Annotated in this window: 25 protein-coding genes; 6 read left to right on the forward strand and 19 right to left on the reverse strand. The window is 71.9% G+C overall.

What is annotated here, in order from left to right:
- Positions 1-39: 39 nt before the first annotated feature.
- The 3 genes from ACIRO3_RS24475 to ACIRO3_RS24485 all read right to left on the reverse strand — a co-directional run bounded on the left by ACIRO3_RS24475 (position 40) and on the right by ACIRO3_RS24485 (position 2,552).
- Positions 40-495, reverse strand: a complete 456-nt coding sequence (locus tag ACIRO3_RS24475; protein WP_404140213.1) for a DUF3515 family protein — start codon at positions 493-495, stop codon at positions 40-42.
- A gap of 68 nt (positions 496-563) precedes the next feature.
- Entirely contained in the window at positions 564-1,274 is a 711-nt protein-coding gene (locus tag ACIRO3_RS24480) for a 2-phosphosulfolactate phosphatase (RefSeq protein WP_404140215.1), read from the reverse strand.
- Positions 1,275-1,301: 27 nt separating this feature from the next.
- Positions 1,302-2,552 (reverse strand): MFS transporter, encoded by a 1,251-nt coding sequence (locus ACIRO3_RS24485; RefSeq protein WP_404140218.1) that lies wholly within the window; start codon positions 2,550-2,552, stop codon positions 1,302-1,304.
- A 146-nt stretch (positions 2,553-2,698) separates the two neighbouring features.
- On the opposite strand from ACIRO3_RS24485, the gene ACIRO3_RS24490 reads away from it, so the two are divergent.
- Positions 2,699-3,664 (forward strand): LysR family transcriptional regulator, encoded by a 966-nt coding sequence (locus ACIRO3_RS24490; RefSeq protein ID WP_404140221.1) that lies wholly within the window; start codon positions 2,699-2,701, stop codon positions 3,662-3,664.
- Between the two features lie 111 nt (positions 3,665-3,775).
- Here the strand turns inward: ACIRO3_RS24490 and ACIRO3_RS24495 are convergent, their stop codons facing one another.
- From ACIRO3_RS24495 to ACIRO3_RS24515, 5 genes are all read right to left on the reverse strand, one after another.
- Entirely contained in the window at positions 3,776-4,966 is a 1,191-nt protein-coding gene (locus tag ACIRO3_RS24495; protein ID WP_404140224.1) for an NAD(P)/FAD-dependent oxidoreductase, read from the reverse strand.
- 80 nt (positions 4,967-5,046) lie between these two features.
- On the reverse strand, positions 5,047-5,991 hold the full coding sequence (locus tag ACIRO3_RS24500; RefSeq protein WP_404140226.1) for an RNA polymerase sigma-70 factor: 945 nt from the start codon (positions 5,989-5,991) through the stop codon (positions 5,047-5,049).
- 150 nt (positions 5,992-6,141) lie between these two features.
- Positions 6,142-6,495, reverse strand: a complete 354-nt coding sequence (locus ACIRO3_RS24505) for a hypothetical protein (protein WP_404140228.1) — start codon at positions 6,493-6,495, stop codon at positions 6,142-6,144.
- Between the two features lie 350 nt (positions 6,496-6,845).
- Positions 6,846-7,691, reverse strand: a complete 846-nt coding sequence (locus tag ACIRO3_RS24510; protein ID WP_361781121.1) for an NAD(P)H-binding protein — start codon at positions 7,689-7,691, stop codon at positions 6,846-6,848.
- Positions 7,688-8,827 carry a helix-turn-helix transcriptional regulator gene (locus tag ACIRO3_RS24515; RefSeq protein WP_404140231.1) on the reverse strand — a complete coding sequence of 380 codons (1,140 nt, stop codon included), beginning with the start codon at positions 8,825-8,827 and terminating at the stop codon, positions 7,688-7,690. The genes ACIRO3_RS24510 and ACIRO3_RS24515 overlap by 4 nt, the downstream gene beginning before the upstream one ends.
- Before the next feature lie 60 nt (positions 8,828-8,887).
- Between ACIRO3_RS24515 and ACIRO3_RS24520 the strand changes: the two genes are divergently transcribed.
- Positions 8,888-9,502 (forward strand): TIGR03086 family metal-binding protein, encoded by a 615-nt coding sequence (locus tag ACIRO3_RS24520; protein ID WP_361781115.1) that lies wholly within the window; start codon positions 8,888-8,890, stop codon positions 9,500-9,502.
- Between the two features lie 65 nt (positions 9,503-9,567).
- On the opposite strand, the gene ACIRO3_RS24525 is transcribed toward ACIRO3_RS24520, so the two are convergent.
- The 5 genes from ACIRO3_RS24525 to ACIRO3_RS24545 all read right to left on the reverse strand — a co-directional run bounded on the left by ACIRO3_RS24525 (position 9,568) and on the right by ACIRO3_RS24545 (position 16,640).
- Entirely contained in the window at positions 9,568-11,112 is a 1,545-nt protein-coding gene (locus tag ACIRO3_RS24525; protein ID WP_404140235.1) for an FAD-binding oxidoreductase, read from the reverse strand.
- A 156-nt stretch (positions 11,113-11,268) separates the two neighbouring features.
- On the reverse strand, positions 11,269-12,969 hold the full coding sequence (locus ACIRO3_RS24530) for an NAD(P)/FAD-dependent oxidoreductase (protein WP_404140237.1): 1,701 nt from the start codon (positions 12,967-12,969) through the stop codon (positions 11,269-11,271).
- A 61-nt stretch (positions 12,970-13,030) separates the two neighbouring features.
- Complete coding sequence (locus ACIRO3_RS24535) at positions 13,031-14,506, reverse strand: FAD-dependent monooxygenase (RefSeq protein WP_404140240.1); 1,476 nt, start codon at positions 14,504-14,506, stop codon at positions 13,031-13,033.
- A gap of 229 nt (positions 14,507-14,735) precedes the next feature.
- Positions 14,736-15,140 (reverse strand): PPOX class F420-dependent oxidoreductase, encoded by a 405-nt coding sequence (locus ACIRO3_RS24540; RefSeq protein ID WP_361781104.1) that lies wholly within the window; start codon positions 15,138-15,140, stop codon positions 14,736-14,738.
- A gap of 15 nt (positions 15,141-15,155) precedes the next feature.
- Entirely contained in the window at positions 15,156-16,640 is a 1,485-nt protein-coding gene (locus ACIRO3_RS24545) for an MFS transporter (protein WP_361781101.1), read from the reverse strand.
- Positions 16,641-16,797: 157 nt separating this feature from the next.
- Between ACIRO3_RS24545 and ACIRO3_RS24550 the strand changes: the two genes are divergently transcribed.
- Positions 16,798-17,211, forward strand: coding sequence for a helix-turn-helix domain-containing protein (locus ACIRO3_RS24550; protein ID WP_361781098.1), 414 nt, complete (start codon positions 16,798-16,800; stop codon positions 17,209-17,211).
- A gap of 25 nt (positions 17,212-17,236) precedes the next feature.
- Here ACIRO3_RS24550 and ACIRO3_RS24555 read toward each other — a convergent pair whose 3' ends face one another.
- From ACIRO3_RS24555 to ACIRO3_RS24565, 3 genes are read right to left on the reverse strand one after another with little or no spacing between them, the layout of a single operon-like run.
- Complete coding sequence (locus tag ACIRO3_RS24555; RefSeq protein ID WP_329448641.1) at positions 17,237-17,776, reverse strand: flavin reductase family protein; 540 nt, start codon at positions 17,774-17,776, stop codon at positions 17,237-17,239.
- A gap of 34 nt (positions 17,777-17,810) precedes the next feature.
- The gene (locus ACIRO3_RS24560; RefSeq protein ID WP_361781095.1) at positions 17,811-19,163 is read right to left on the reverse strand and encodes a cation:proton antiporter; all 1,353 of its coding nucleotides are present in this window, start codon (positions 19,161-19,163) and stop codon (positions 17,811-17,813) included.
- A complete protein-coding gene (locus ACIRO3_RS24565; RefSeq protein ID WP_361781092.1) occupies positions 19,160-19,603 on the reverse strand; it encodes a nuclear transport factor 2 family protein in 444 nt (147 codons plus the stop codon). Before ACIRO3_RS24565 ends, ACIRO3_RS24560 begins: the two co-directional genes overlap by 4 nt.
- Before the next feature lie 227 nt (positions 19,604-19,830).
- Here ACIRO3_RS24565 and ACIRO3_RS24570 point away from each other — a divergent pair, with 227 nt between their 5' ends.
- From ACIRO3_RS24570 to ACIRO3_RS24580, 3 genes are all read left to right on the forward strand, one after another.
- The gene (locus ACIRO3_RS24570) at positions 19,831-20,523 is read left to right on the forward strand and encodes an antibiotic biosynthesis monooxygenase family protein (RefSeq protein WP_361781089.1); all 693 of its coding nucleotides are present in this window, start codon (positions 19,831-19,833) and stop codon (positions 20,521-20,523) included.
- Between the two features lie 352 nt (positions 20,524-20,875).
- Complete coding sequence (locus ACIRO3_RS24575; protein ID WP_404140248.1) at positions 20,876-21,826, forward strand: aromatase/cyclase; 951 nt, start codon at positions 20,876-20,878, stop codon at positions 21,824-21,826.
- 5 nt (positions 21,827-21,831) lie between these two features.
- Positions 21,832-22,635 carry a 4'-phosphopantetheinyl transferase superfamily protein gene (locus tag ACIRO3_RS24580; protein ID WP_361781083.1) on the forward strand — a complete coding sequence of 268 codons (804 nt, stop codon included), beginning with the start codon at positions 21,832-21,834 and terminating at the stop codon, positions 22,633-22,635.
- Between the two features lie 123 nt (positions 22,636-22,758).
- Here ACIRO3_RS24580 and ACIRO3_RS24585 read toward each other — a convergent pair whose 3' ends face one another.
- The 3 genes from ACIRO3_RS24585 to ACIRO3_RS24595 all read right to left on the reverse strand — a co-directional run bounded on the left by ACIRO3_RS24585 (position 22,759) and on the right by ACIRO3_RS24595 (position 25,031).
- Positions 22,759-22,998 (reverse strand): acyl-CoA carboxylase epsilon subunit, encoded by a 240-nt coding sequence (locus ACIRO3_RS24585; RefSeq protein ID WP_361781080.1) that lies wholly within the window; start codon positions 22,996-22,998, stop codon positions 22,759-22,761.
- A gap of 26 nt (positions 22,999-23,024) precedes the next feature.
- The gene (locus tag ACIRO3_RS24590; protein ID WP_404140252.1) at positions 23,025-24,593 is read right to left on the reverse strand and encodes an acyl-CoA carboxylase subunit beta; all 1,569 of its coding nucleotides are present in this window, start codon (positions 24,591-24,593) and stop codon (positions 23,025-23,027) included.
- A 78-nt stretch (positions 24,594-24,671) separates the two neighbouring features.
- Positions 24,672-25,031, reverse strand: coding sequence for a hypothetical protein (locus ACIRO3_RS24595; RefSeq protein ID WP_404140255.1), 360 nt, complete (start codon positions 25,029-25,031; stop codon positions 24,672-24,674).
- Positions 25,032-25,044: the final 13 nt, after the last annotated feature.

The raw sequence follows: 25,044 nt of genomic DNA on the forward strand, positions 1-25,044 counted from the left end.
TCGGCCGGGGGCCCGCCGTTCGGCCGACCGGACGGATCGTCAGGTGTCGCTCAACGCAAGGCACTTGGCCGTCCGTACGAGGCCGCCCAGGGCGTCGTTGATCGTGACCAGGGCGTCGCCCGCGGGCCGGGAACCGCGCGTGAAGGAGACCTCGACGGCGGGTTCACGCCCGTACGTGGTGAACACCCACACTCCGTCCCGCTTGACCCTGGCATCGTCGAGGACCCAGTCGAAGCCGTTGACGTCCACACAGGTGTCGATGGTCGGGGCGAGGGGTTCCACGCCGCAGCGCAGTACGACGGCCCGGCCGCCCCACCCGGCGGTCCCGGCGCCGTCGACCGCGTCGCGTCCACGTCCCATGAGGTGCTCGGGAAGGCGCGCGACCACCTCCGTACACGGAGCGGTCCGGGCGAAGGGACCCGCCGGCACGCCGTAGTCGGCGCGGGCGTACGCCGCGACGGCGGCGCAGAGGGACGCGGCGGCCACGACGCACACGAGCGCCCTCCGTCCGCGGACGCCGACACCGACGCGGACACCGACGCGGAACGGGGCGCGTACCCGTCTCATGGCAGATCGGGCCGACCCGCGCCGGCCGGTGAGGGCATCGCGTGGGGGCGCAGGACCATGAGGGGGCCTTCCGAGGTCGCCACCATGGCGAAGGGGAAGCGGTCGAGTTCGAGGCAGAGCGCGACGTCGTCGGGATGGACTCCCTGGCGCACCCCTTCGATCAGTTCGGCGGCGGCGCGCGACTGGGCGGCGCGGCGGAGGAACTCGGCGGCGTCCGTCCCGGCGTCGGTGGCCCTCCCGGCGATGTACTGGGCGCACGCCAGATCCTCGTCGGCCCGCCCGTCCTCGCCGGTGACCACGAACGTGACGCTGTCGCTCCCGCGCGTCCGCAGGAGCCGGGCCGTCGCCTCCGCCACCACGAAGCCGGCGCACAGCACCAGCGACGCCTCCTTCACGGCGAGGGCGCCGACCGTCCCCGCCGTGGTCTTCTGCACGACGGTCCGTCCACCCAGGTCGACGGAGCGCAGCAGGCCCGGGGAGTTGACCATCTCGAACCCGGGCGCGCGCGGACCGTCCTTCAGCGCCACCCACTCCGGGTGGGAGGCCTTGAGCGCCAGGGCCTCGTCCAGCGACCCGGCAAGAACGATCTTCTCCGCCCCCTGGGCGAAGGCCCAGGCGGCCACGGTGAAAGCGCGCATGACGTCGACGACCACCGCCACGGACGGGACGTCGACCAGATCGGCCATACCAAGGAATCGGGTGTCCATTCGGTCATGATCGCGCATGCCCGTGCGTCACGTGGGGTCGAGGGCCGCCTTCCGCCCGGGTCGTGACGTGCGCTCGTGTCGGGGCAGCAGGAGCGGGGTCGTCAGCATGAGCAGGCCGGCGATCGCGATCGCCGTACGAGGCCCGGTGACGGCGGCCAACAGGCCCCACAGCGCGGTCAGTACGGCGATGGCGGCCTTACTGGTGACCGACCACGCGGCCAGGGTGCGCACGACCCGGTCCGTCGGGGTCCGTTCGAGCCGGTGGGTGGCGAACACCGGGTTGAACACTCCCATACAGGTGATCAGGCCGAACTCGACGGCCATGAGGAACACGAGGCCGGCGGCGCCGGGGCCGACGAAGGCCGTCCCGAGCGACCAACACGCCCGTAGGGTCCCGGCGGTGAGCATGACCCGGTGCCGTCCGAAGCGGGCGACGAGCCTCGGGGCCGACCGTGAGCCGATCAGACCGCCGACGCAGGGCACGGCGAAGGCGAGGGCGTACTGCCAGGGCGCGAACCCGAGCCGGCCGAGCACGAGGACGGCGAGCAGCGGCGAGGTCGCCATGATCAGGCCGCTGACCAGCACCGTGTTGAAGAACAGCGGGCGCAGCGCGGAGTCCGTCAGGATGTACCGCCACCCTTCGAACAGGTCGCCGATTCGCGACCGGGGCGGCGCTTGGGCGGGCACGGGGCGCGGCTCCGGCGGGCCGCCCATCGCGCGGATCCCCGCTGCCGAGAGGAGGTGGCTCACGGCGTTGGCCACCACGGTCACCACCGGGCCGAACGCGGCGATGGCGGCGCCACCGAGCGGGGGTCCGATCATGGTGGCCGTCCACGTCGTGGACTCGAAGCGGCCGTTCGCGACGAGCAGGTCCCGCGGCCGGACGAGTGCCTTCACGCACGCGCCGGCGGAGGCCGTGAAGACGATGTCGGCCGCGCCGACGACGACCGCCACGACCAGCAGTTGGGCGAAGTCCAGCCGACCCAGTGCGAACGCCGCGGGCACGCTCATCAGCGCCGCGAACCGGACCAGGTCCATCGCGACCATCAGGGGCCGCTTGCGTCGGAACTCCAGCCACGGGCCGAGCGGCAGCGCCACCACCGCGCCGACCGCCAGTCCGGCGGCCGCCAGCAGCGAGACCTCGGTCGGTCCGGCGTGCAGTACGAGGATCGCGATCAGGGGGAAGGCGTCGAACGCGAGCCACGTGCCGAGGGTGCTGATCGCGTACGCCGTCCAGAGCCATCCGAACGGCCGGCCGAGCGACCGTCCAGCCACCATGATCGACACACTCCCCGCCGCCGTGGAACACCCTCGTCCTGACGGGAGGAATCAAAGCGAGGGACACACCGGTCGGTCAAACAACCCGCCGACCGGGGTTCACAACCGCGCGTTGTGCGGCCGGCCAGGGCCTAGGGTGGGTCGGCGTGAATCTCGATGCCGTACGCACCTTCGTGGCCATTGCGGACGCGGGCCGCTTCCAGCGGGCCGCCGACGACCTGTCGATCACCCAGCAGGCCGTATCCAAGCGCGTCACCGCCCTGGAGAGGGAACTCGGGGTGCGGCTCTTCACGCGCACCCCGCACGGCACCCGGCTCACCGTCGACGGGCAGGCCCTCCTGCCCCACGCCCGCGCGCTCCTGCGCGCCGAGGAGCGGGCCGCGGATTCCGTACGTCCGGGCCGCCGCGCCCTGCGCGTCGACGTGATCAACCGGCGGATCGCTCCCGCTCGTCTGCTGCGCGCGTTCCACGGCGCGCATCCGGAGAGCGACCTCGACGTGGTGACCAACATCCTCGACGCCGACTCGGCGATCGCCGCCGTCCGGGCGGGCACGATCGACGCCACCTTCCGCGCCCTCACGATGCCGGCCCGGGAACTCCCCGACGGCATCGAGAGCGTCCGCGTCCTGGACGACCGCCTCCAACTCCTCACCGGGCCGGCCCACGAACTGGCCGGCGCCGGCGCGGTCGGGCCGGCCGACCTCGCCCGGCACAAGATCTGGATGCCGGGCATCGTCCCCGGCACCGAATGGGCCGCCTACTACGACGAACTCTCGGCCGAGTTCGGTCTCACCATCGACACGATCGGCCCCAACTTCGGTTCCGACGCCCTCCTGGAGGCGATCGCCGGTTCCTCGACGCTGGCGACCTTCGTCGGTGCGGAGGACCCGCTCGTCGGGCCCGCCCACCACGACCTGCGGCGCATCGAGGTGCGCGACCCGACACCGGTCTACCCGCACTCGCTGGTCTGGCTCGGCGACAACCCGCACCCCGCGCTCGCCCTGCTCCGCGACCACCTCCGGTCCACCCGCCCCGACCGCCCCGAGGTCGAGGTCTGGACGCCGACATGGGCCCGGGCCCGGCGCCCCGGGCCCGGCACCTCCCCGGTTTGAGGCGGGCGGTCCGGAGCGGACCGGGGCCGGAGCGGACCGGTCCGCAACGGACCTGCGCGCGGTCCGCAGTCCTCGGACGCGGGGGCCGCGTCACGTGGCGACGAGTCGGGGTCACGTCGTGACGAGTCGGGTCCCCGCCTCGCGGGTCGCCACGAGGCGTCGGCGGCGGCTCGGCATCAACATGGTCGGGTGCGAGATGCTCCAGGCCGCGGCCGAGCAGATCAGCTCCTTGATGCGGGCACCGCCGCGGCCCGCGATGACGGTGGACGTGACCTCGTCCTCGTGGGTCACGCGCTGGAGGATCCCGTCGCGGCGCCCGAGGCTGATGCACTGGGTGGCGTAGCCGATGGTGGTCTCCTGGACCTTGCGGCCGGTCAGGCGCGCGGCGAGGGCGTCGGCGGCCTGCCACGCCATCGGGGTCGCCGTGGCGCAGGACATCCGCAGCGGCCTGCCACCCGCCCCTTCGGCGAGCGCGGCGTCGCCGACGGCGTACACGTCGGGGTGGGAGACCGAGCGCATCGTGGCGTCGACGACGATCCGCCCGGTGTCGGAGACCGTCAGGGTGGTGGCGGCCGCGATCGGGTGGACGGTGAAGCCCGCGGTCCACACGGTCACCTGGGCCGGGATCCGCCCGGCGCCGGCGGTGACCACGCCGTTCGCCTCGACGCGCGTGATGTCGGCCCGCTCGTGGACCGCGATGCCGAGCCGGTCGAGGACGGCGCTCAGGTGGCGCCGGGCCTTGTCGCTGAGCCAGTCGCCGACGCCGCCGCGGGCGGCGATGGAGACCTTGAGGTCCGGGCGCGCCTCGGCGATCTCGGTGGCCGCCTCGATACCGGTCAGGCCGCCGCCCGCGACCAGCACGGTCCCGCCGGGCTCCAGCTCCGCCAGGCGCGCCCGCAGCCGCAGCGCGTCCTGCTTCCCGGCGACGTTGTGGGCGTGCTCGGCGACCCCGGGGACGCCGTGGTCGGTGGTGGTGCTGCCCAGGGCGTACACGAGGGTGTCGTAGTCGAGGGTCTCGGGGCCCCGCTCGCCGGTGAGGGCGACGGCCTTGCGGTCCGCGTCGACCGAGGCGACCCGTGCCACCCGCAGCCGTACGCCGGTGCCCGCGTAGACCTCGCGCAGCGGGCGGGGCCGCAGGTCCTGGCCGGCGGCGAGCTGGTGCAGGCGCACTCGCTCGACGAACTCGGGGTCGCCGTTGACGAGGGTGATCTCGACGTCGTCGCGGTGCAGCCGCTTGGCGAGGCGACCGGCGGTGATGGCTCCGGCGTACCCGGCTCCCAGGACGACAATGCGGTGCTTCATGACTCGCTCCTATCCGGTGGGACTCACCTCCTGAACCGGACAGCCACTCGATCCCTGACAGGTCGCGCGTGTGACGTGGGTCACCACACCTCCGTGAGGGGGTGATGGGGGCCCGCGGCCGCCCACCGGCGCGTGATGCGGTCCAGCTTGTCGGGGTTGACCTGGATGTGGATCTCCTCGACGCCGTCGGGGGTCGCGCCGAGGCAGATCACGCCGAGGATCTGCTCGCCACGCGCGATCACCACGGCGGGGCCGCCGTTGACGACGGCGGCGTGGAGGGCGACACTGCCGCCGGCGCGGGCGCGCTTGGCGGGCGCCGGCTGGAACAGGGCGCGCAGGTAGCGCGCGATGCGGAGCGCGCCGATGACCGGGGTCCTGCGGGCCTGGATCGTGGCGCCGCCGTCGGCCACGGAGACGGCGTTGTCGGTGAGCAGTCGGATCAGCGGGTCGGTGTCGCCGCTGAGGGCCGCGGCGAGGAACTCCTCGACGACCTTCCGCGCGGCGGTCGCGTCGACCTCGGTGCGGGCCCGGTGCGTGGCGAGGTGCTGTTTGGCGCGCCGGTGGATCTGTTGGCAGTTGGACTCGGTGAGGTCGAGGATCTCCGCGATCTCGCGGTGCGCGTACCCGAACGCCTCGCGCAGTACGTACACCACGCGCTCATTGGGCGTCAGCCGCTCCATCAGGGTGAGCATCGCGACGGAGACCGATTCGCGCTGCTCGACGGTGTCGGCCGGGCCGAGCATCCGGTCTCCGGCCAGGACCGGCTCCGGAAGCCACTGCCCGACGTAGGTCTCCCGCCGGACCCGCGCCGAGGTGAGCTGGTTGAGGCAGAGGTTGGTGAGCACCTTCGTCAGCCATGCCTCGGGCGTCTCGATGCGTTCCCGGTCCGCCGCGTGCCACCGCAGGAACACGTCCTGCACGGCGTCCTCGGCGTCTCCGGCCGATCCCAGCAGGCGGTAGGCGATCGCCTCCAGGCGGCCCCGGGAACTCTCGAACAGATCGACCTCGTGCGTACGGAGCGGCATCCGGTCATGATCGGCCATCTGCGCGGCTCACGTCCACCGTCCGTGACCGACCCGACGCCCGGAAAGGGCGGGCCCGACGCGCGGACCCGGACGCGAAGGAGCCCCGCGGCGGCCCGGGTCGGGGCGCGGCGGGGCTCCTTCGCGTGGGCGTCAGGGCGTGGCGGTCGTGTCCGACGAGGTGAGGTGCGTGTCGGTCGGGTGCCAGCGGGGGCCGCGTTGTTCCGCGAGGCGGAAGGCGGCCAGCGCCTTGAGGTGCTTGGCGATCGTCGGCTGGGTGAACCCGACGGCGGCGGACAGCTCTTCCAGGGTGGCCCCGGTCCGGGCGGTGGCCCGCAGTCCGTTCCAGGTGCGCGCCGCGGGCAGCCCGAGTCCGCCGTTGCTGGCGGAGGTGTGGAACAGGGTGTGGTGCGGCTGCGGACCGTCCGGATCCGCGCCGGCGGACACGGGGTCGCTCCCACGCGGCGCCACGGGGTCGGACACGAGTTCGGTCGCGGAGGCGGGCACGGGGCCGGTCTCGGGCGGTGACACGGGGTCGGGCCCGGTAGCGCGTGCGGACACGGCGGCCGGCGGGCGCACCGGGCGGCCCCGGGGCGGTCCGATCGGCCGGGGCGTCATGTTCACGGTGCGGTGCCTTCGGCCCTTTTGACGTTTGCTCACAGGCTTCGCGTCCCTTCACCAGTACGGATCACGTGAGGGGAACGAGTGAGCGGGAGAGCGGTGACTAGCGAACCGGTTTTCGTTCGCCTGAAAGGGTGCCGGCCCCGTCGCGCGGGGCCGGCGGGTCGGGCGCGGGCCTCCCCGCCGTCCCGTGCGGGGGCGGTCGGGCGGAGAGGAGGCCCGCGGGCTCGGTGGGCCTACTTGAAGGCCGGCAGGCTGCGCTCGACCCAGGCGGCGAAGGGGGAGGCCGGGCGGCCGAGGACCTTCTCGACGTCGGGGCTGACGCGCTGCTCGGAGGGGAGCGGCTGTCCCAGGATGTCGAGGGTGCCCTGGACGACGCCCTCGGGCATGAACTGCGACATGTGGGCGAACGCGGCCTCGCGGCTGAGCTCGATGAAGGTGATCTCCTCGCCGAGGACTCCGCCGAGCGCGGCGGCCTGCTCGCGCGGGGTGACCGCGGCGGGGCCGGTCAGCTCGTAGGTCTGGCCGGCGTGGCCCTCCTCGCGCAGGGCGACGGCGGCGACGGCCGCGATGTCCGCCGGGTCGACGACCGGGAGCGCGACGTCGGCGAACGGCGCGAGGACGGTGCGGTCCGCGCGGACCGACTCGGCCCAGGCGTAGGCGTTGGAGGCGAAGCCGCCCGCGCGCAGGACGGTCCACTCCAGGCCGGAGCCGCGAACGGCGTCCTCGAACTCGCGCAGCCGGTTGTGGGACTGCGCGTCCGGGCGGGTGGCGGTGATCTGCGAGGAGAGCAGGACGACCTTGCGGACGCCGGACTCCCGGGCCACGGTCAGCAGGGTCTCGGCGCTCTCGCCGCCGCCGAGCAGTTCGCCGGCGAGCAGGATGAACAGTGCGTCGGCGCCCTTCAGGGTCTCGCGCAGGCTTTCCGCCTGACCGAGGTCGGCCTGTACGTGGCGTACGCCCTGGGCGAGTTCGGCGGGCAGCGGGCCTCGGGAGACGGCGGTGACATCGGCGCCGGCCGCGGTGAGGGTGGCGAGCAGCGGGCGGCCGACGTTTCCGGTGGCTCCGGTGACAACGATCATGAGAATGCTCCTTCATCAAGGGTCATGGTGGGAGAAAGCCGCTGTCGGGGGCGGCGCCGCGGTGGCCGGACGGTGTCCTTCGCCGTGATACCGGGGACGCTAGCATCCTCGACATAGTAAGTACCTAGGGGAAAGTGACTATCCCTCCGGGAGGCGCTGTCCCCGGTCGGGACGGTCGGCCCCGGTGCGGACTGCCCGTGTACGGAGGCGAGTTCGCGACCGAGGCGCGCCAGCCGGGCGCGCGCCTCGGGTGGGCCGAGTACTTCGACGCGGGCGCCGAAGCCGGCGAGTCGGGCCGCGAGCACGTCGAGTGACGGCCCGTCGGCCTCGATGTCGAGGCGGCCGTCGGCGCGCGGCCGCGGTCCGCGCAGCCGGTCGCCGAACAGGTCGCGCAGGGCGGGCAACGCGTCGGTGTGCACCGCCGCGCGCACCGTGGCGGTGCGCAGGCTCCGTTCGACCCCGTCGGCCAGCGCCTGCCACGCCGTGGCCAGGTCGAAGCCCTCGGGGCGGCGGGCGGGTTCGCCGGTGGCGGTGACGGAGGTGACCCCGGTGTGCCGGAAGGACCGCAGGCCGTCCTCGGTGGCGGCGACCAGGTGCCATCGGCCGGCCTTGCAGACCAGGCCGAGCGGATCGACGGTCCACCGTCCGGGCGGGGTGTCGGGATCCGCGTACCCGAGGGTGATCCGCACCCGGTCCAGGACCGCCTGTTCCAGGGCGTCGTGGTACGGCCCGCCGGCGGTGCGCACGGCGGCCCGGGACCAGTCGAGGCCGTCCACGACGAGTGCCTTGGAGGCGGCCTCGGCGTGCGGGCGCATGGGGGCGGGCAGTGCCTGGACGAGTTTGCGCAGGGCGGCGCGGAGTTCGGGTGAGGCCGAGAGCGGACCGGCGGCGAGGAACAGCGCCCCGATCTCGCGCTGGGTGAAGCCGGTGAGGTCGGTACGGGATCCGCCCACCAGGCTCCAGCCGCCGCCGCGCCCGCGCTGGGAGTAGACGGGCACGCCCGCCAGGGTCAGCGCCTCCAGGTCGCGGCGGGCGGTGCGTTCGGAGACTTCGAGTTCGCCCGCGACCTCCTTGACCGTGACGCGTCCGCGCGCCTGGAGGAAGAGCAGCGTGGCGACCAGACGATCAGCCTTCATTTTGCCCACGTTCTTTCTAATAGGCCATGAGATGACCTGTTTGGTGGGGAAGATGGAGTCATGACAGAGACTGTGAATGTTTCCGGCACCCCTGCCACCCGCCCGTCCACCGACCCCCGCGGCGGCCTCTTCAAGGTCGTCGCACTGGCCCACGAGGTCCTCGCCGGCATCCGCCCGGACCAGTACGACGAGGTCACGCCCTGTCCGGACTACTCGGTCCGGGACATGGCCAACCACCTGGTGTCGGTGCTGCGCCGGGTCGCCGTGCTCGGTGCGGGCGGTTCCTTCATGAGCGTTCCGCACTTCGCCGAGGACGTCGCCGACGGTGCCTGGGCCGAGGCCTGGGCGGTCTCCGTCAAGGAGTTCGACGCGGTCTGGTCCGACCCGGCCGTGCTGGGTCGTCAGATCGGTCTGCCCTGGGGCCCGGTCCCCGGTGTGGTCGCCTCGGTGATCTACACCAACGAGTTCGTCCTGCACGTCTGGGACCTCGCCAAGGCCACCGGCCAGAACCCGGCGTGGGACCCGGAGATGCTCGCCGCACCGTTGGCGAACATGCACCGCGCCGTGCCGGCCGAGCCGCGTGGCGGCCAGGTTCCGTTCGGTCCGGTGGTTCAGGTGCACGAGGATGCTCCCGCGATCGACAGGCTCGTCGGCTGGTACGGCCGCCGTCCCTGACGGCCGCCCGGGATCCGGGGCCGCCGTCCGGGGACGGCGGCCCCTTCCCGTGTTCCGGGTCCGGATCAGCCGGCGGACCCGATGCCCTGCGCGAAGGAGAAGAACCGCGCGGGGTCGTACTTGGTCTTGATCCTGGCCAGGCGGGCGTAGTTCTCGCCGTAGTAGGACCGCTTCCAGTCCGTGAGGGCCGGGTCCATCCAGTTCTGGTACGTCTCGCCGTTGGACAGCGGGTCGATCGTCCGGAAGCCGTTGTCCACCCAGTGGGTGGCGACCGCGCGCGCGTCGGCGGTGTTCTGCTGCGGATCGTTGATCAGGGCGCGGTAGTTGACCGAGAACAGCGAGTCCCGGTGGACGTACGCCGTGTCCGTGCGCCCCGGGTCGTTGGCCGCGCCCCCGAAGAAGTGCAGGTCGAGGTAGCGGGCCTGGCCGGCCCTGCGCTCGGCGTCGAAGGCCGTCATCACGTCCGTCCAACCGGTGTGCCCCAGCGGCCGGCCGGCCAGGCGGGTGCGCTCCAGGCCGAACTCGGGTCGGGTGAGCACGCCGGACGGGGACTTGCCCGCGCGTTGGCACTGGTCCTGGCTGAGCGTGCCGCAGCCGAAGATCATCATCATGAGCTGCTGGTACGTCATGACGGCGTCCTGGCGGGCCAGGGGCGCGCCCGTCAGGGCGATCAGTCGGGCCGCCTCGGCGTCCCGTTCGGCCGGGGTGCCCCGGGAGGCCAGCATGATGTTGACGTTGGGGACGGAGCCGGGTGCCGCGTCCGGTTGGACGACGTACCCGCCGCCGCCGATGGTGCGGGGGGCGTCCACCAGCCACGTCGTGGCGGCGTCCAGGACGTCCGCGGCGCGGTCGTACGGGAAGATCAGGTTCGTGATGGCCATCTGGTCGCCGACGTGCGGGGTGACCGTGAAGCGGGTGACCACGCCGAAGTTTCCGCCGCCACCGCCGCGGATCGCCCAGAACAGGTCGCTGTTGCGGGTCGGCGAGGCGGTGACCACCCGGCCGTCGGCCAGGACCACCTCGGCCGAGGTGACGGCGTCGCAGGCCATGCCCATCGGGCGGGTCAGGAACCCGTAGCCGCCGCCCTGGAGGAAACCGCCGGCCGCGACGGTCGGACAACCGCCCTCGCTGACGACGAGGCCGTGCGGGGCCAGGGCGTTCAGGATGTCGACGTTCTGGGCGCCGGGGCCTATGTTCACCGAGCCGTTGCCGGCGGCGACGGCGACCGCGTTCAGCCCGGACACGTCGATGATCAGGCCGGGGGTGGTCGAGTAGCCGCCGAAGCTGTGGCCGCCGCTGCGGACGGCGGCGGGCAGGCAGTTGTCCTGGGCGAAGCGCAGTGCGACGGAGACGTCGGCGGAGCTGACGCAGTAGGCGACGGCCTTGGGGTTGGCGGCGTCGAACTGGGCGAGTTCGAGCTGCTTGGCCACGCCGTACGCGGCGTCGGTGGGCAGGACGAGCCGGCCCTGGAGGTTGCGCGCGAGCTGGTTCCAGGGGGCGCGGCCGGCCTCGGCCGCGGCGGTGACGTTCGCGGCGGGCAGGACGGTCAGGCCGACCGCGGCCGTGCCGGCGCCGATGAGTGCTCTACGAGTGATCACGGGTTGTCCCATGGGTCGAGGCGACAGGGGTGGGGCGAAGCGGGTGACGAAGCTGTGGGGGCCGGCACGCCACGCTCGTGCCGCGCGGCGGTTCGGCGCGGCGGCGGGCCACCGGCCCGGCCGGCCGGAGGGGCGGCGGGGCCGGTGGAACCGGGGAGGGGCCGGGGCTCAGGAGACCTTGCGGCCGCGCACACCCTGCCGGACGACGCCCTTGAGCATGGAGCGGCCGAGGTCGCGCATCTCCTTGGGGCCGGAGGTGCTCGCCCACCACATGAACTTCATCATCGTGGGGGTGGTCGCCCGGAAGAAGCGGTGGTCCTCGGGGTCCTTCCAGCCGAACGGCGTGTTGACCGACTCGCAGTCGCGGATCGCCTCGAAGACGATGTCGGCCGCCTTGTCCCCGTCGATCTCGCCGGCCTCGAACCGTTCGCAGGTCTCGGCGGTGATGTCGAAGAGGTGCTTGAAGGCGTGGCTGTCCGGCCACCACAGGCCCGTGTAGGGGGCCTTCTCCATCTCCCTGAAGTGGCGGTCGTCGCCGTCGAGGGTGAAGTTCTGGCGCGCCATGATCTGGCGCATGGTCGCCGGGGTGGTGAAGCAGGCCCACACCCGGAAGACGGCGTTCCAGAGGCGGAAGTGGCTGAAGGCGATGTAGGAGGCGTTGACGATCTTGTCGTTGTACTCCAGCAGGCCCTGCTCCAGGCGTTCCACGTACTCGAAGCGCTCGACCGAGAAGTCGTCCTCGCGCAACGCGTCCAGCACCCGGTAGGCGAGGGCGTCGACGACCTCGAAGGTGTTCGACAGACCGCGTGAGTACAGCGGGTCGATGAAGCCCGCGGCGTGCGACATCAGGCACCAGCGGTGGCCGATGGTCTGCTTGGAGGAGTACTGGATCCGGTCGGTGGAGACCCACTCGCGGACCCGCTTGGCCCCGTCGAACTGGCGTTTCACCGCCGGGTACATGTCGAGGTAGTGGTTGAACTCCTCGTCGGGGGTCATGTCCGTCGGCTTGGGGTACAACCGCTCGTCGAAGGTCAGGCCGACGCTGCAGACCGGGTTCTTGGAGTCCTTGTAATTGTCGAACGGGATGATCCAGAACCAGCCGCGCTCGATCAGGTGGTGGAGCGTGCCGCCGTGGAAGGGCGATTCGGCGGGCGGGCGCAGCGCCTCCGGGTAGTTGCACACGTCGTCGTACGGCTTGATGCCGACGTAGTGCGTGAAGAGCGAACGCGAGTGGTGCTTGTGACGGGGCGGGTTGTCGCGCAGGGCGAACTTCTCGGCGAGCGGGGAGCGGAAACCGCTCGCGTCGATGAGGAACTTCGCCCGGAACACCTCACCGGTGTGGCCCGTTACCGTGACGCCGTCCTCGTCGAAGTCGAGGTCGGTGGCACGCCAGTTCTGCCGGATCGTGCAACCGTACTTGGCCGCGACGTTCAGGTAGTACGAGTCGGTGTCCTGCCGGTAGAGGTGGACGGCCTCCGTCAGCATCTTGGGGATCACGAACATCGTGGCCTCGGCCGGGTTCGGCTCGCGGTTCTTGTCGTGCGAGACGAAGCCGAAGCTCTGCTTGCGGCCGTGGTGGGGCCCCATGTGCTCGGTGATCGCCTTGATGTCGAGCATGTGCTTGATCTCGGGGACGTCGTAGCGCGTGGCGAGGATGTGCAGCCACTCGACGAGCTGCGGATTCTGCGACTCGCCGACGGCGAACCGCGGGTGTTGGCCGGCGTCTATGAGGACGACGTTGGCGCCCTGGCGGGCCAGGATCGCCCCGGTGATCGAGCCCGCGAGACCCGATCCCAGGATCAGGACGTCGCACTCGTTCCACTCTTCGGCCTGGGGGGCCTCTTTCGTTGCCTCAGCCTTGGTGGGCAAGACCGTACTCCTCTTTGTCGATTTCACTCGGCGCTTGCGTGGACGCCGGCCGGTCATCGGGTCAGGCGGTGTGGCGCGGCGCGCCGAACCAGTCGGTCAGGGCCTGGGCCAGGCCCTGCGGGGAGCCGTCCGCGGCGACCCAGGCGACGTAGCCGTCGGGGCGTACCAGCAGGCTCGCGGCCGGCGCGTCGGCGTCGTTGCGGGTGGCGGTGACCACGTCGACGCGGTCCGTCCAACCGGCGGCGGCGGCGCGCAGGTCGGCGTTGTCGTGCAGGTCGAGCAGGACCGGGCGGCCCTTGTGCAGCAGTTCGTACGTGCTGGTCTTCGCGTCGTCGACCAGGAGCTCCTGGTCGGGCAGCCGACGGCCGAGGAGCGGGTGGTCGCCGGGGGCGGCGCCGTACGTGGTGTCCAGACCGGTGACCAGCCCGACGAGGTGGGTGCGCACCTCCTCGATGCGGACCAGTTCGGCGAACAGCTCGCGCAGCGGGTCGGCCTCGGGGCCGCCGAGGTAGAGGGTGCGCTGGACCAGGGTGTTGGCGACGATGCGGGCGCCGACCGGGTGGCGCTCGGTGTGGTACGTGTCGAGCAGCCCCTCGGGGGCGGTGCCCTTGACGGCGGCGGCGAGCTTCCAGCCGAGGTTGACCACGTCGCCGACGGCGGCGCTGATGCCCTGCGCGCCGATGGGCAGGTGGATGTGGGCGGCGTCGCCGGCGAGGAAGACGCGGCCCTTGCGGTACTCGGCCGCGTGCCGGCTCGCGTCGGTGAAGTAGCTGGTCCACAGCGGGGTGGCGCCGCTGATGTCCTCGCCGGTCACCCGCTGGAAGGACTCGGCCACCTCCTGGAAGGTGGGGGGCTCCTGGGTGGGCCGGACGCCGGCGCCGCGCTCGAAGACGACGACGCGGGTGGCGTGCGGGCCGAGCGGGAGGACCACGACCATGCCCTGCTCGCCGACCTCGCCGGTGGGGCGGATCCGCAGCGGGACGCCGGTCACGTCGGCCATCTTCATCTCGATGGTGGCGCTGGTGCCGGGGAAGTCGATGCCGGAGAGGCGGCGGACGGTGCTGCGGGCTCCGTCGCAGCCCACCAGGTAGGCGGCGCGCAGCCGCTCGACGCCCTCGGGGCCGGCGATCTCGACCTCGACGGCGTCCTCGCCGTCGGTGAGGCCCACGACCTCGTGGCCGCGGCGTATCTCCGCGCCCAGGCCCACGGCCCAGTCGTGGAGGATCGCCTCGGTGCGGGACTGCGGGACCCCGCGGACGCCGAAGTTCCCGCCTTCGATGATGCGGTAGTCGATGGGAAGGCCGCCGAAGTGGCCTCCCGGAATGGTGTCGAGTTCCCCGAATTCCGCGAGGAGACCGCGCTGTCCGAATTCCTCGATGGTGCGGGCCGAGAATCCGAGTGCGCGGGATTGGCGCATCGGTTCGGTCAGACGGTCGAGGACGATCACGGAGAGGCCGGAAAGGCGCAGTTCTCCGGCGAGCATGAGTCCCGCAGGGCCCGCTCCGGCAACGATGACATCGGCGTTCAAGCTTTCCATCTTCCCTCTCCCGCTGGCGTTTTCTCCAGTATTCCGAGGGGCCGCGGGAAGCTGAACGGTCTCCGATACAGGGCTCTGAAAAGTTCGTCAGATCCCCGGCAGCAGTGTCAGGGGACCGCTCCGGGGAGGTGAGAGGGGCGCGGGCGGACGCGCGAGGGTGCCGGAAGCACTGCTTCCGGCACCCTCGTGGCGCGTACCGCTGTCCGCGGTGTCCTTCTCGGCCGCCTTCTCAGCCGCCGAGCACCCGGTCGACCCGGATCTCCACGACGGCCAGGCCCGGCGGTTGCGGCGGCGCCGACCAGTACCGCTCGGTGTAGCGGCGGACGCCCTCCGCGACCCGGGAGGGGTCCGTGGAGACGGTGGCCGTCCCCTCCAGGGTGAGCCACTGCCAACCCGCCAGCTGGCAGACCGACACCCGGCCGCCCGGGTTGGCCAGCAGGTTCCTGGCCTTGCGGCGGGTCGCCGTCGTCATGACCCTGGCCAGGCCCGCGTCACCGTCCCAGGTGAAGCGCACCGGCGCGGTGTGGGGGCTGCCGTCGGGCCGCAGCGTGGTGAAGGTGCACAGGTGGTTCTCGGCGAGGAAGGCCTCGGCCTCCGCGGAGAGCCTCAGTGCCGGGGTGCGTGTGGGTGCCATGGAGGGGTTCCGTTCTCAGTGGACCGGCGTGCCGGCCGGCTGGTCCTTGGCCTTGGTCAGCGGCAGCAGCACCAGGGTCACCAGGAAGGCGACCGCGGCGAATCCGGCGCTGATGAGGAAGGCGTCGTGGAAGACGGTGGTGCGGGCCTCGCGGACCAGTTCCGGCACCCCGTGCGCCTTGGCGGTCAGCTCGGGGATCCGGCGGAAGGCGAAGGTGGCGGCGACGGCGAGGCCGAGGGCTCCGCCGATCTCCTGGGCGGTGTTGATGAGACCGGCGGCCAGGCCCGCCTCCTGCTCCTCGGAGCCGGCGAAGGCGGAGATCTGGAGCGGGACGAAGGAGGCGCCCAGACCCAGGCCGCAGATGATGAACGCGGGGAGCAGGTCGGTGAGGTAGGCGGCGTCGGACGGGGCGTTCCACAGGAGCAGCATGCCGCCGCTGACCAGCGTCAGACCGACCATCAGGACGGGCTTGGCGGCGACCTTGGTGACGACCTGGGAGGCGATGCCGGCGCCGACCGCGGTGGTCAGCGCGAGGGGCACGTAGGCGAGACCGGTCCGGATGGCCGACCACTCCAGCACCTGCTGCATGAAGAGGCTGGCGAAGAAGAACAGGCTGACGCAGGTGCCCAGCAGCAGGATCGCGATGACGTTGGCGGCGCGCAGCGAGGGGCGGCGGAAGATGCCGAGCGGCATCAGCGGGGCCTTGGCGCGGCGTTCGATGAAGAGGAAGGCGACGAGCAGGACGGCGGCCAGGGCGAAGCCGCCGTAGATGCGGGCGGCCGGGACGTCGGAGTCGTCGATGGTCTGGCCCAGGGTGAAGATGAGCAGGATCAGACCGGCGGTGAGGACGACGGCGCCGGCGAAGTCGAAGCTGCGGGTGCGCTCGGCGGCGCGGCTCTCGCCGACGACCAGCGGGGCGATCAGGGCGCCGACGATGCCGATGGGCACGTTGAGGAAGAAGATCCAGCGCCAGCCGGGGCCGTCGGTGAGCAGACCGCCGAGGGTGACGCCGGCGACGGCGGCGACGCCGCTGAGGGCGCCCCACGCGCCGAGCGCCTTGTTGCGCGCCGGGCCTTCCTCGAAGTTGTTGGTCAGCAGGCTGAGGGCGGCCGTGGCGATGAAGGCCGCGCCCAGGCCCTGGGCGCCGCGGGCGCCGATCAGCATGGAGGAGTTCTGGGCCAGGCCCGCGAGCAGCGAGGAGGCGGCGAACAGGAGCAGGCCGGTCTGGAGCATCCGGCGGCGACCGAGGGTGTCGGCGAGGCGGCCGGTCAGCAGCAGGAAGCCGCCGAGGACCATGCCGTAGGTGGTGACGACGTACTGAAGTGCCGTCTGGGAGATGTGGAGTTCGTCCTCGATGGTCGGCAGCGCGACGTTCACGATCGACACGTCGAGGAAGGTCATGAAGCCGGCCAGGCAGAGGAACGCCAGGATGAGGCCGGGGCGCCGGGCGGGTCCGGCCTCCGGCGTTGTGGTGGTGCGCAGGGACTCTTGGATGGACATGCCACTCCTCGAAGCGGGATGAGAACGGGGGAGGTGGGAACGGGGACAGCGGGAGGGGCGTCGGCCTGCAACACCGGCGCTCTCTGGTGGCTTTCGGGAAGCTAGCATCCCAAGTAAAGTAGGTACCTAGAGGAAAGTGACTTCCTGGAGGGTTCACATGAACAGCAGCACCGCCCTGTCGGGCGAAGCGGCGGCGCATGCCGCCCGGGTGACGTCGGAACAGGCCTGCCCCATCGCCCCGGTGCTCGACATCGTCTTCAGCCGGTGGACGACGCCGATCCTGTGGACGCTGAACGAGTTCGGGGTCCAGCGCTTCGTGCAACTGCACCGCAACATCGGCACGATCACGCCGAAGGTGCTGACCCAGCGACTGCGGCAGTTGGAGCGCGACGGGCTCGTGGTGCGCACCTACCACCCCGAGGTGCCGCCGAGGGTGGAGTACGAGATCAGCGAGCTCGGGCGCAGCCTGGCGCCGCTCTTCTCCCACCTCGCGGACTGGTCGGCGGACAACCTGCCCCGGGTGGAGCGCGCGCGGCAGGAGTTCGACGCGGCGGACGGGAACGCCCGCTGACCGACCCCGGTCGCCCGGCCGGGGGTCAGCGCGCGGGCAGGTCCGCGGGTTCGCGGTCCAGCTCGCGCATGTTCCCCTGGAAGAAGATCAGCGGGTCCTCCTCGGCGCCGGGAGCGTCGAGTTCGACGACCTCGCCGAGCAGAATGGTGTGGTCGCCGCCGTCGTACTCGGCGATGAGTCGGCAGTCCAGGAAGGCCAGGGCCTCGCTGAGCACCGGCAGTCCGGCCTCCGAGCGGTGGTGCGGCACGTCCTCGAAGCGGGCGGACTGCCGCCCGGCGAAGGCCCAGGCTATGGACTGCTGCTGTTGGGTCAGGAAGTTGACGACGAAGCCGCCGCTCTCCTGGACCACCGGCAGCAGCCGGGAGTTCTGGTGCAGGCATATGAGCACCAGCGGCGGATCCAGCGAGACCGAGGTGAAGGAGTTCACCGTGGTCCCCGCGGCGTCCTGGCCGCCGCCCGAGGTGATGACCGTGACACCGGTGGCGAAGTGGCCGCACACGTCGCGCAGCGCGCGTCCGTCGACGGGAGCCCGGTTCTCGGTGGTTGCTGACTGAACGGGAATCACGACAAGCCTCTCTCTCGGCTTCGGCCTTCGGCTCTCAGGTACGGGGTGTGATGAAGTCGGCGGCCGGCGCGGGCACGGTCGGCGACAGGGCCGCGTCGGTGTCCGTCGGCTTCCCGCCCGTGAGCGGTTCGGCGGCGGGCGCGGGGCGGCGGCGGGACAGCAGGGGCCCGGCCATCGCGGTCGTGACCAGCGCCATGATCACCAGCATGGTGAACATGCGCCCGTCGAGGACGCCGAGACTGACGGCCGCGTTCAGGATGATCAGTTCGGTCAGGCCCCGGGTGTTCATCAGCAGTCCCAGGTCCCTGGACTCCCGCCAGGAGAAGCCCGCCAGTCGGGCCGGGAGGATCGCGCCCACGAGCTTGCCGGTGCAGGCCACCAGGATGATCAGGGCGAGCGCGACGTAGTCCGATCCGGTCAGCGCGCCGAGGTCCACGCCGAGGCCGGTGACGATGAAGAACACCGGGAGCAGTACGACGCTGACGTGGTCCATGGGCTTGCGCAGGTGCTCCGCCAGGACCCGGGAGGGTTCGCGCGGCATCACGAAGCCGAACAGGAACGCCCCGAAGATCGCGTGGATGCCGATCCAGCTGGTCAGGAACGCCGAACCGAGCGCGCCCGCGCACAGGACGGACAGCAGCGCCGGCCAGCGTTCGGCGGCGGCCCAGCGCCACACCAGGCGTGCCACGAGCGGCTTGACGACCAGGAACATCAGGGCGACGAAGCCGACGCTGAGCGCGCCGATCCGGGCCAGGCTCGAATAGTCGCCGTCCGAGGCGACCAGGGCCGACACGTACGCCAGCAGGCACCAGGCGAGCAGGTCGTCGATGGCGGCGCTGGCCAGGGACAGCGAGCCGACCTTGGTCTCCATCAGCCGGTTCTCGGTGAGGATGCGGGCCAGCACCGGGAAGGCGGTGACCGACATGGCCGTGCCGAGGAAGGTGGCGAAGGCGATGAAGGAGATCTCCTTGCCCGCCACGACCATGTGCTCGGGGTAGAGGAACGGCGCGAGCGCCACGCCCAGGCCGAAGGCCACGGCGATGGACGACAGCGAGACCCCGGCCGCGAGCTTGGCGTGCGGCTTGATGAGGCGCTTCTCGAACTCCCAGCCGACCACGAACATGAAGAGGATCAGCCCGACCTGGGAGACCGCGGACAGCAGCGGCCGCACCTCGGCGGGGAAGAGGCGCTCGGTCAGGTGTCCGGGCAGCAGGCCCAGGATGCTCGGACCGAGCAGGATGCCCGCGGCGATCTCGCCGACCACGGCGGGCTGGCGCAGCCGCTGCGCGAGACGGCCGAGCGCCGCCCCGGCCAGCAGGACCACGCCGATGTCGAGCAGCATCATCGCCAGGGTCGACTCCTTGAGCCCCGCGGCGAGCATCGTCATCGGGCCTCCTCGGGCACGGGCGGATTGCCCTCGGTCCACAGGACGCGGAAGGTCAGCGCGGACAGCTTCCAGCCCTCGCCGGTCAGTTCGGCCTCGCCCGTCGCCAGGGTGCCGACGGTGAACAGCGGCCGGCCCGGGGTCCCGGGGTGGTGGACGTGCGTGGAGACGAGGTTGGCACGCAGCACGGCGCGGCCCTCGTCGACGAGGTCCACGACCGCGGGCGATCCCAGGTGCTGGGTGGCGGCGAAGGCCGCCAGGGCGTCGCGGTGGTAGGCGGCGAGGCCGGCGAGGCCCTTGTGACCGCTCATGGGGAACTCGACCCGGGCGTCAGGTGTGAACAGGCGCGCCGCCCAGGCGTCGTCCAGTTCGTCGTCGTCGAGACCAATGAGGTAGCGGTCCAGCAGAGTACGTGTGTCGGCGGTTGCCTGTCCTGGATGCATGGGCCGAGCATGACCCCCACCCCTTCGGGGAACCACGCCGTTTTTCAGATCCCTGACAAAGTCGTGAAAAGACCTTCAAAGGCTTTCCGGAGCTTGACAGAACGGATCGGAATTCTGACGCGAACAGGCTTTCCCCACCGCCCTTTCATTGAGCAAGATGCACTGGGAACACCGGCCGGCAGTGATGGCCGTTCGTACATCATTTTCCTCGAATGGAAGAGAAGAGAATGCCGAAGATTGCAGCCGACGGTCAGCACCTGACTGTTCTCAACCTGTTCTCGACCGACGCCCCCGAGAAGCAGGTCAAGCTGCTCGCCGCCATGCGGGAGATCGTGGACTCCGCGGCCTACGACGGCTGGATCTCCAGCACCGTCCACGCCGGCGAGGACAAGCCGGGCACCGCCAACTTCATCCAGTGGCGCAGCACCGAGGACCTCGAAGTGCGTTACTCGGGCGAGGAGTTCAAGCACCGTACGCTGCCGCTCTTCGGCGAGATCACCACGTCGATCCGGCTGCTCCAGAACGAGATCGCCTTCGTCCAGGCCAAGCCGGAACTCGACGGCGTCGAGATCTCCCCGAAGCGCGACGACTACACGGCGATCGAGCTCTTCGGCGTCGCCGAGGAGGAGCAGGAGGACCTCGTCGACGCGCTGGGCGCCTCGCAGGAGTACCTGCTCGACGTGCCCGGCTACCGCAGCCACACCGTGCTGCGCGGCCTGCGCGCCCGCGGCATCGAGGGCAAGTTCGTCGTCTCGTACTCGCAGTGGGACGGCAAGGAGGCGTACGACGCCTTCCGCGCCCAGGCCGAGGCCGACCGCACGCCCGAGCGCCGCAAGGTCGACGCCCGGGTGAGCGCCCTGCAGACCTGGCAGGACGAGAACACCTACCGCGTCGTGCACACCCGCGCCGCGGGCGAGTGATCCGCGTCCCGGTGGGGGTTCCGGCCGGCTGTGCGGCGGCCGGAGCCCCCGCCGGGACCGCGTACGGACCCGGGCACGCGGGCCCCGAACCAGGCCGCCGCCGTCACACCGAGGCGGAGGCCCACTGACAGAAGTGCCGCTGCCGGGACCCCCGCCCGGCGGCGGCACTTCTGCGCTCCCACGGGGTACGCCCCCGCTCCCCCACCCGTCCCGTCCGCGGACAGCACCCACAGATTTCACCTCGCGGGCGAAGCGGGACGTCGTGTTCCCTCGTCAGCGCGTCCATCCGGCGACCTGCGGCGAACCCGGCTCCCGCAACTCCCCGCGCCCTTCAAGGACGAGGAGTCCGAACATGAAGCAAGCGGGCGTGCGCCAGACGGCGCACGAGATCACCGTGGCGGTTCCGGCGGCCACGGTCCACCGGTTGATCGCCGATGTCGACAACTGGCCCGGCACCTTCCCCGCCACCGTCCACGTCTCCCACGAGGAGGCCCCGGAGGGTGAGCAGCGGCTGCGCGTCTGGGACACCGCCGGCGCCGACGGGGCGGTGCGCACCTGGCGGTTGCGCCGCATCGTCCAGGACGCCGACCTGCGGGTCAACTTCGAACTGCTGGCCACCGAGGCGCCCGTCGCCTCGATGGGCGGTGCGTGGCTCGTCGAGCCGCTCGACGAGAACTCCTCGCGGGTGCGGCTGTTCCACGAGTTCCGGGCCGAGGGCGAGGACCCGGCCGCACTGGAGCGCATCGGCGAGCGGGTGGCCCTGGATGCCGAGGCCGAGTTGGCGGCGTTGAAGCGGAACGTGGAGTTCGCCCACGGCGCCGAGGACGTCACGTTCTCCTTCGAGGACACCGTCACCATCGACGGCTCCGCCAAGGACGCCTACGACTTCGTCAACGAAGCGAACCTGTGGTCCGAACGCCTGCCCCACGTCGCCACCGTCCGCCTCACCGAGGACACCCCCGGCGTCCAGACCCTGGAGATGGACACCTGCGCCAAGGACGGCTCCGTCCACACCACCAAGTCCCACCGCGTCACCTTCCCCCACCACAAGATCGCCTACAAACAGGTCACCCTCACCGCCCTGATGACCCTGCACACCGGCCACTGGACCTTCCGCGACACCGACCAGGGCGTCACCGCGAGCTCCCAACACACCGTCACCCTCAACACCGACAACATCACCCGAATCCTGGGACCCGACGCCACCGTCGCCGACGCCCGCGCCTACGTCCACACCGCCCTCTCCACCAACAGCCTCGCCACCCTCAACCACGCCAAGACCCACGCCGAGAACCGGCACTGATGGCGGTGGCGAACGTACTGTCCCTCGACGACGGGCAACTGGACGTGTGGCTGCTGCCACCCCCCGAGTCGCCCCGTGACGTGCCGATGGGCGATCTGGACGACCGGGAGCTGCGGCGCGTGGAGGCGTACCGCCGCTCCGACGACCAGCGCATGTACGCGGCCGCGCACGTGGGTCTGCGCCGCGTCCTGGCCGTGTACACGGGCATCGCGCCCCGCAATCTCGCCATCGCCGGCGAGCGCTACGACGGGTCGGGCGGTCGCAACGGCCGGCCCCGGGTGCTCGGCGTGCCGGGCGCCCCCCAGTTCTCCCTCTCGCACAGCCACGGCCTGGCCCTGGTCGCGGTGGCGGAGACCCGGGTGGGGGCCGACGTCCAGCGCATTCCCTCGGCCGGCACCGCGGAGGCCTGTCTGCCGGCCCTGCACCCGGTGGAACGGGAGGAGCTGGAACAGCTGACCGAGGACCGCCGCACGGCGGCCTTCGGGCGGCTGTGGACCCGCAAGGAGGCCTACCTCAAGGGCATCGGCACCGGGCTGGCCCGCGGTACCCACCTGGACTACCTGGGCGAACAGCGGGCGGCGGACCGGCCCGAGGGCTGGGTCGTCGGCAATCTCCCGCTGTGCGACGGCCATGTGGCCGCGGTGGCGATCCTGGGCGGCGGGGACCACCGCATCGTGATGCGGGCGGTGCCCGACACCCTGCTGTACGCGCAGGAGGCGGCGGAGCGCCTCGCCGGCGTGGAGCCGGGACTGCGCACGGTCCTGCGGGACCACCGGACCCGGCCCTCGCCGGCGGCCCGGGCGGCCTGAGCCGGGACACGGCCCCAGGACGACACGACGAAGGGACGACGACAGCACGCGGGGGCCGGGGAGAAGATTCCCCGGCCCCCGCGTGCTGTCCCGTCGTGAACCGTCCCGCGCGTGCCCCGTACTTCAGGCGGCGCGGGGCGCGGGTCTCGCCGGCGAGCGCCAGGTGCGCGGCCCGTCGAAGCCGGACACCCGGTCCGGGCGCCGCCAGAGCGCGACGACCTGCTGACGGCGGGCCAGGTCGTCGGGCTCGGCGCCCGCGCCCGCGGCCCGGGCGAGCAGGATCGCGGTCAGGGCGGCCAGTTCCTCCGGGGAGGGGTTGCCCCGGACGATGCGCAGCAGGTGTTCGTCGGACGGTCCGGTCATGTCGGCCTCTCGTGTGGTCGGCGCGGTCACTGGGGCGGGTTGCCGTGCTTGCGCCGCGGCAGGTCGGCGTGTTTGGCGGCGAGCATCGACAGGGAGCGGGCCAGTACGGAACGGGTGTCGCGCGGGTCGATGACGTCGTCCACCAGGCCGCGTTCGGCCGCGTAGTAGGGGTGGACGAGTTCCTCCTTGTACTGCGCGATCTTCTCCCGGCGCATCGCCTCCGGGTCGTCGGCCGCCGCGATCTCCCGTCGGAAGACCACGTTCGCGGCGCCCTCGGCGCCCATCACCGCGATCTCGTTGGTGGGCCACGCCAGCGCGATGTCGGCGCCGATGGAGCGGGAGTCCATGACGATGTACGCGCCGCCGTAGGCCTTGCGCAGCACCACGGAGACGCGCGGGACGGTGGCGTTGCAGTACGCGTACAGCAGCTTGGCGCCGCGCCGGATGATGCCCTCGTGTTCCTGGTCCACCCCGGGCAGGAAGCCGGGGACGTCGACGAGGGTGACGAGCGGGATGTTGAAGGCGTCGCAGAACTGTACGAACCGCGCGCCCTTCTCGCTCGCCTTGATGTCCAGGACGCCGGCGGTCGAGGCGGGCTGGTTGGCGACGATGCCCACGGTGTGGCCGTCGATCCGGGCGAGTCCGCACACGATGTTCTGCGCCCAGGCGGCGTGGACCTCCATGAACTCGCTGTCGTCGACGAGTTCCTCGATGACGCCGCGGATGTCGTACGAGCGGTTCCCGTCGGCCGGCACCAGCTCCAGGAGCCGGTCGCCGAGGCGGTCGGCGGGGTCCCCGGTGAGCACCCGGGGCGGGAGCTCGCGGTTGTTGGGGGGCAGCAGGGAGATCAGGTAGCGGACCTCCGCCAGGCAGGTCTCCTCGTCGTCGTGGACGAAGTGGGCGACGCCCGAGGTGCCGGCGTGCACGTCGGCGCCGCCGAGGCCGTTCTGGGTGATCTCCTCACCGGTCACCGCGCGGACCACGTCCGGGCCGGTGATGAACATCTGGGAGATGTCGCGGACCATGAAGATGAAGTCGGTGAGGGCCGGGGAGTAGGCGGCGCCGCCGGCGCAGGGGCCGAGCATGACCGAGATCTGCGGGATGACGCCCGAGGCCTTGGTGTTGCGCTGGAAGATGCCGCCGTAGCCGGCGAGGGCGGAGACGCCCTCCTGGATACGGGCGCCGGCCCCGTCGTTGAGGGAGACCAGCGGGGCTCCGGCCGCGATGGCCATGTCCATGATCTTGTGGATCTTCGTCGCGTGGGCCTCGCCCAGCGCGCCGCCGAAGATCCGGAAGTCGTGCGCGTAGACGAAGACCGTACGGCCCTCGACCGTGCCCCACCCCGTGATGACACCGTCGCCGTACGGCTTCTTCGCCTCCAGGCCGAAACCGGTGGCACGGTGCCGGCGCAGCGACTCCACCTCGCTGAAACTGCCCTTGTCCAACAGCAGGGCGATCCGCTCGTGCGCGGTCAACTTCCCTTTCGCGTACTGGCGTTCGGTGGCCTTGGGGTCCGGGCCGTTGCGTGCCTCCTCCTTGTGGGCCTCCAGTTCGGTGAGCCGTGCGGTGAGCGCCTCGGATATCGCGGGCGGCATGGTGGGTCTCCTGTCCGGTGTCGGCGTGCGGGGTCGGCGTGCGGGGTCGGTACGGATGACGGCGGTACGGCCCGCGGCTCAGACGGTGGCGGTCTCGGGCCGGTCGACGGGCGGCGCACCGGTGATCGCCAGCCGGGGGGCCAGCAGCTCGGCGAGTTCGGTCAGGGTGCCGTCGAGCAGCGTCTGGGCCGCCACCTCCGCCCCCAGGTCCCGGCGGATCCCCCGGGCCAGGTGCAGGGCGTTGAGCAGGTCCAGCCCCTGGGTGCGCAGGGGCTGGTACGGGCTGGTGCGATGGCCCGGCGGAACCTGGAGCAGCTGGTCCACGTGCAGGCGCAGGCAGTGGGCGAGGGTGGCGGTGAGGACGTCCGGGCTCATGACGCGCAGTTCGGACAGGTCCGGGAGGTGCCCGATCGAGCCGTGCGCGATGTCGTCGGTCATGTCGGTGCCTTTC

This window comes from Streptomyces sp. NPDC102278 (assembly GCF_044766345.1).
Classification (GTDB): Bacteria; Actinomycetota; Actinomycetes; order Streptomycetales; family Streptomycetaceae; genus Streptomyces.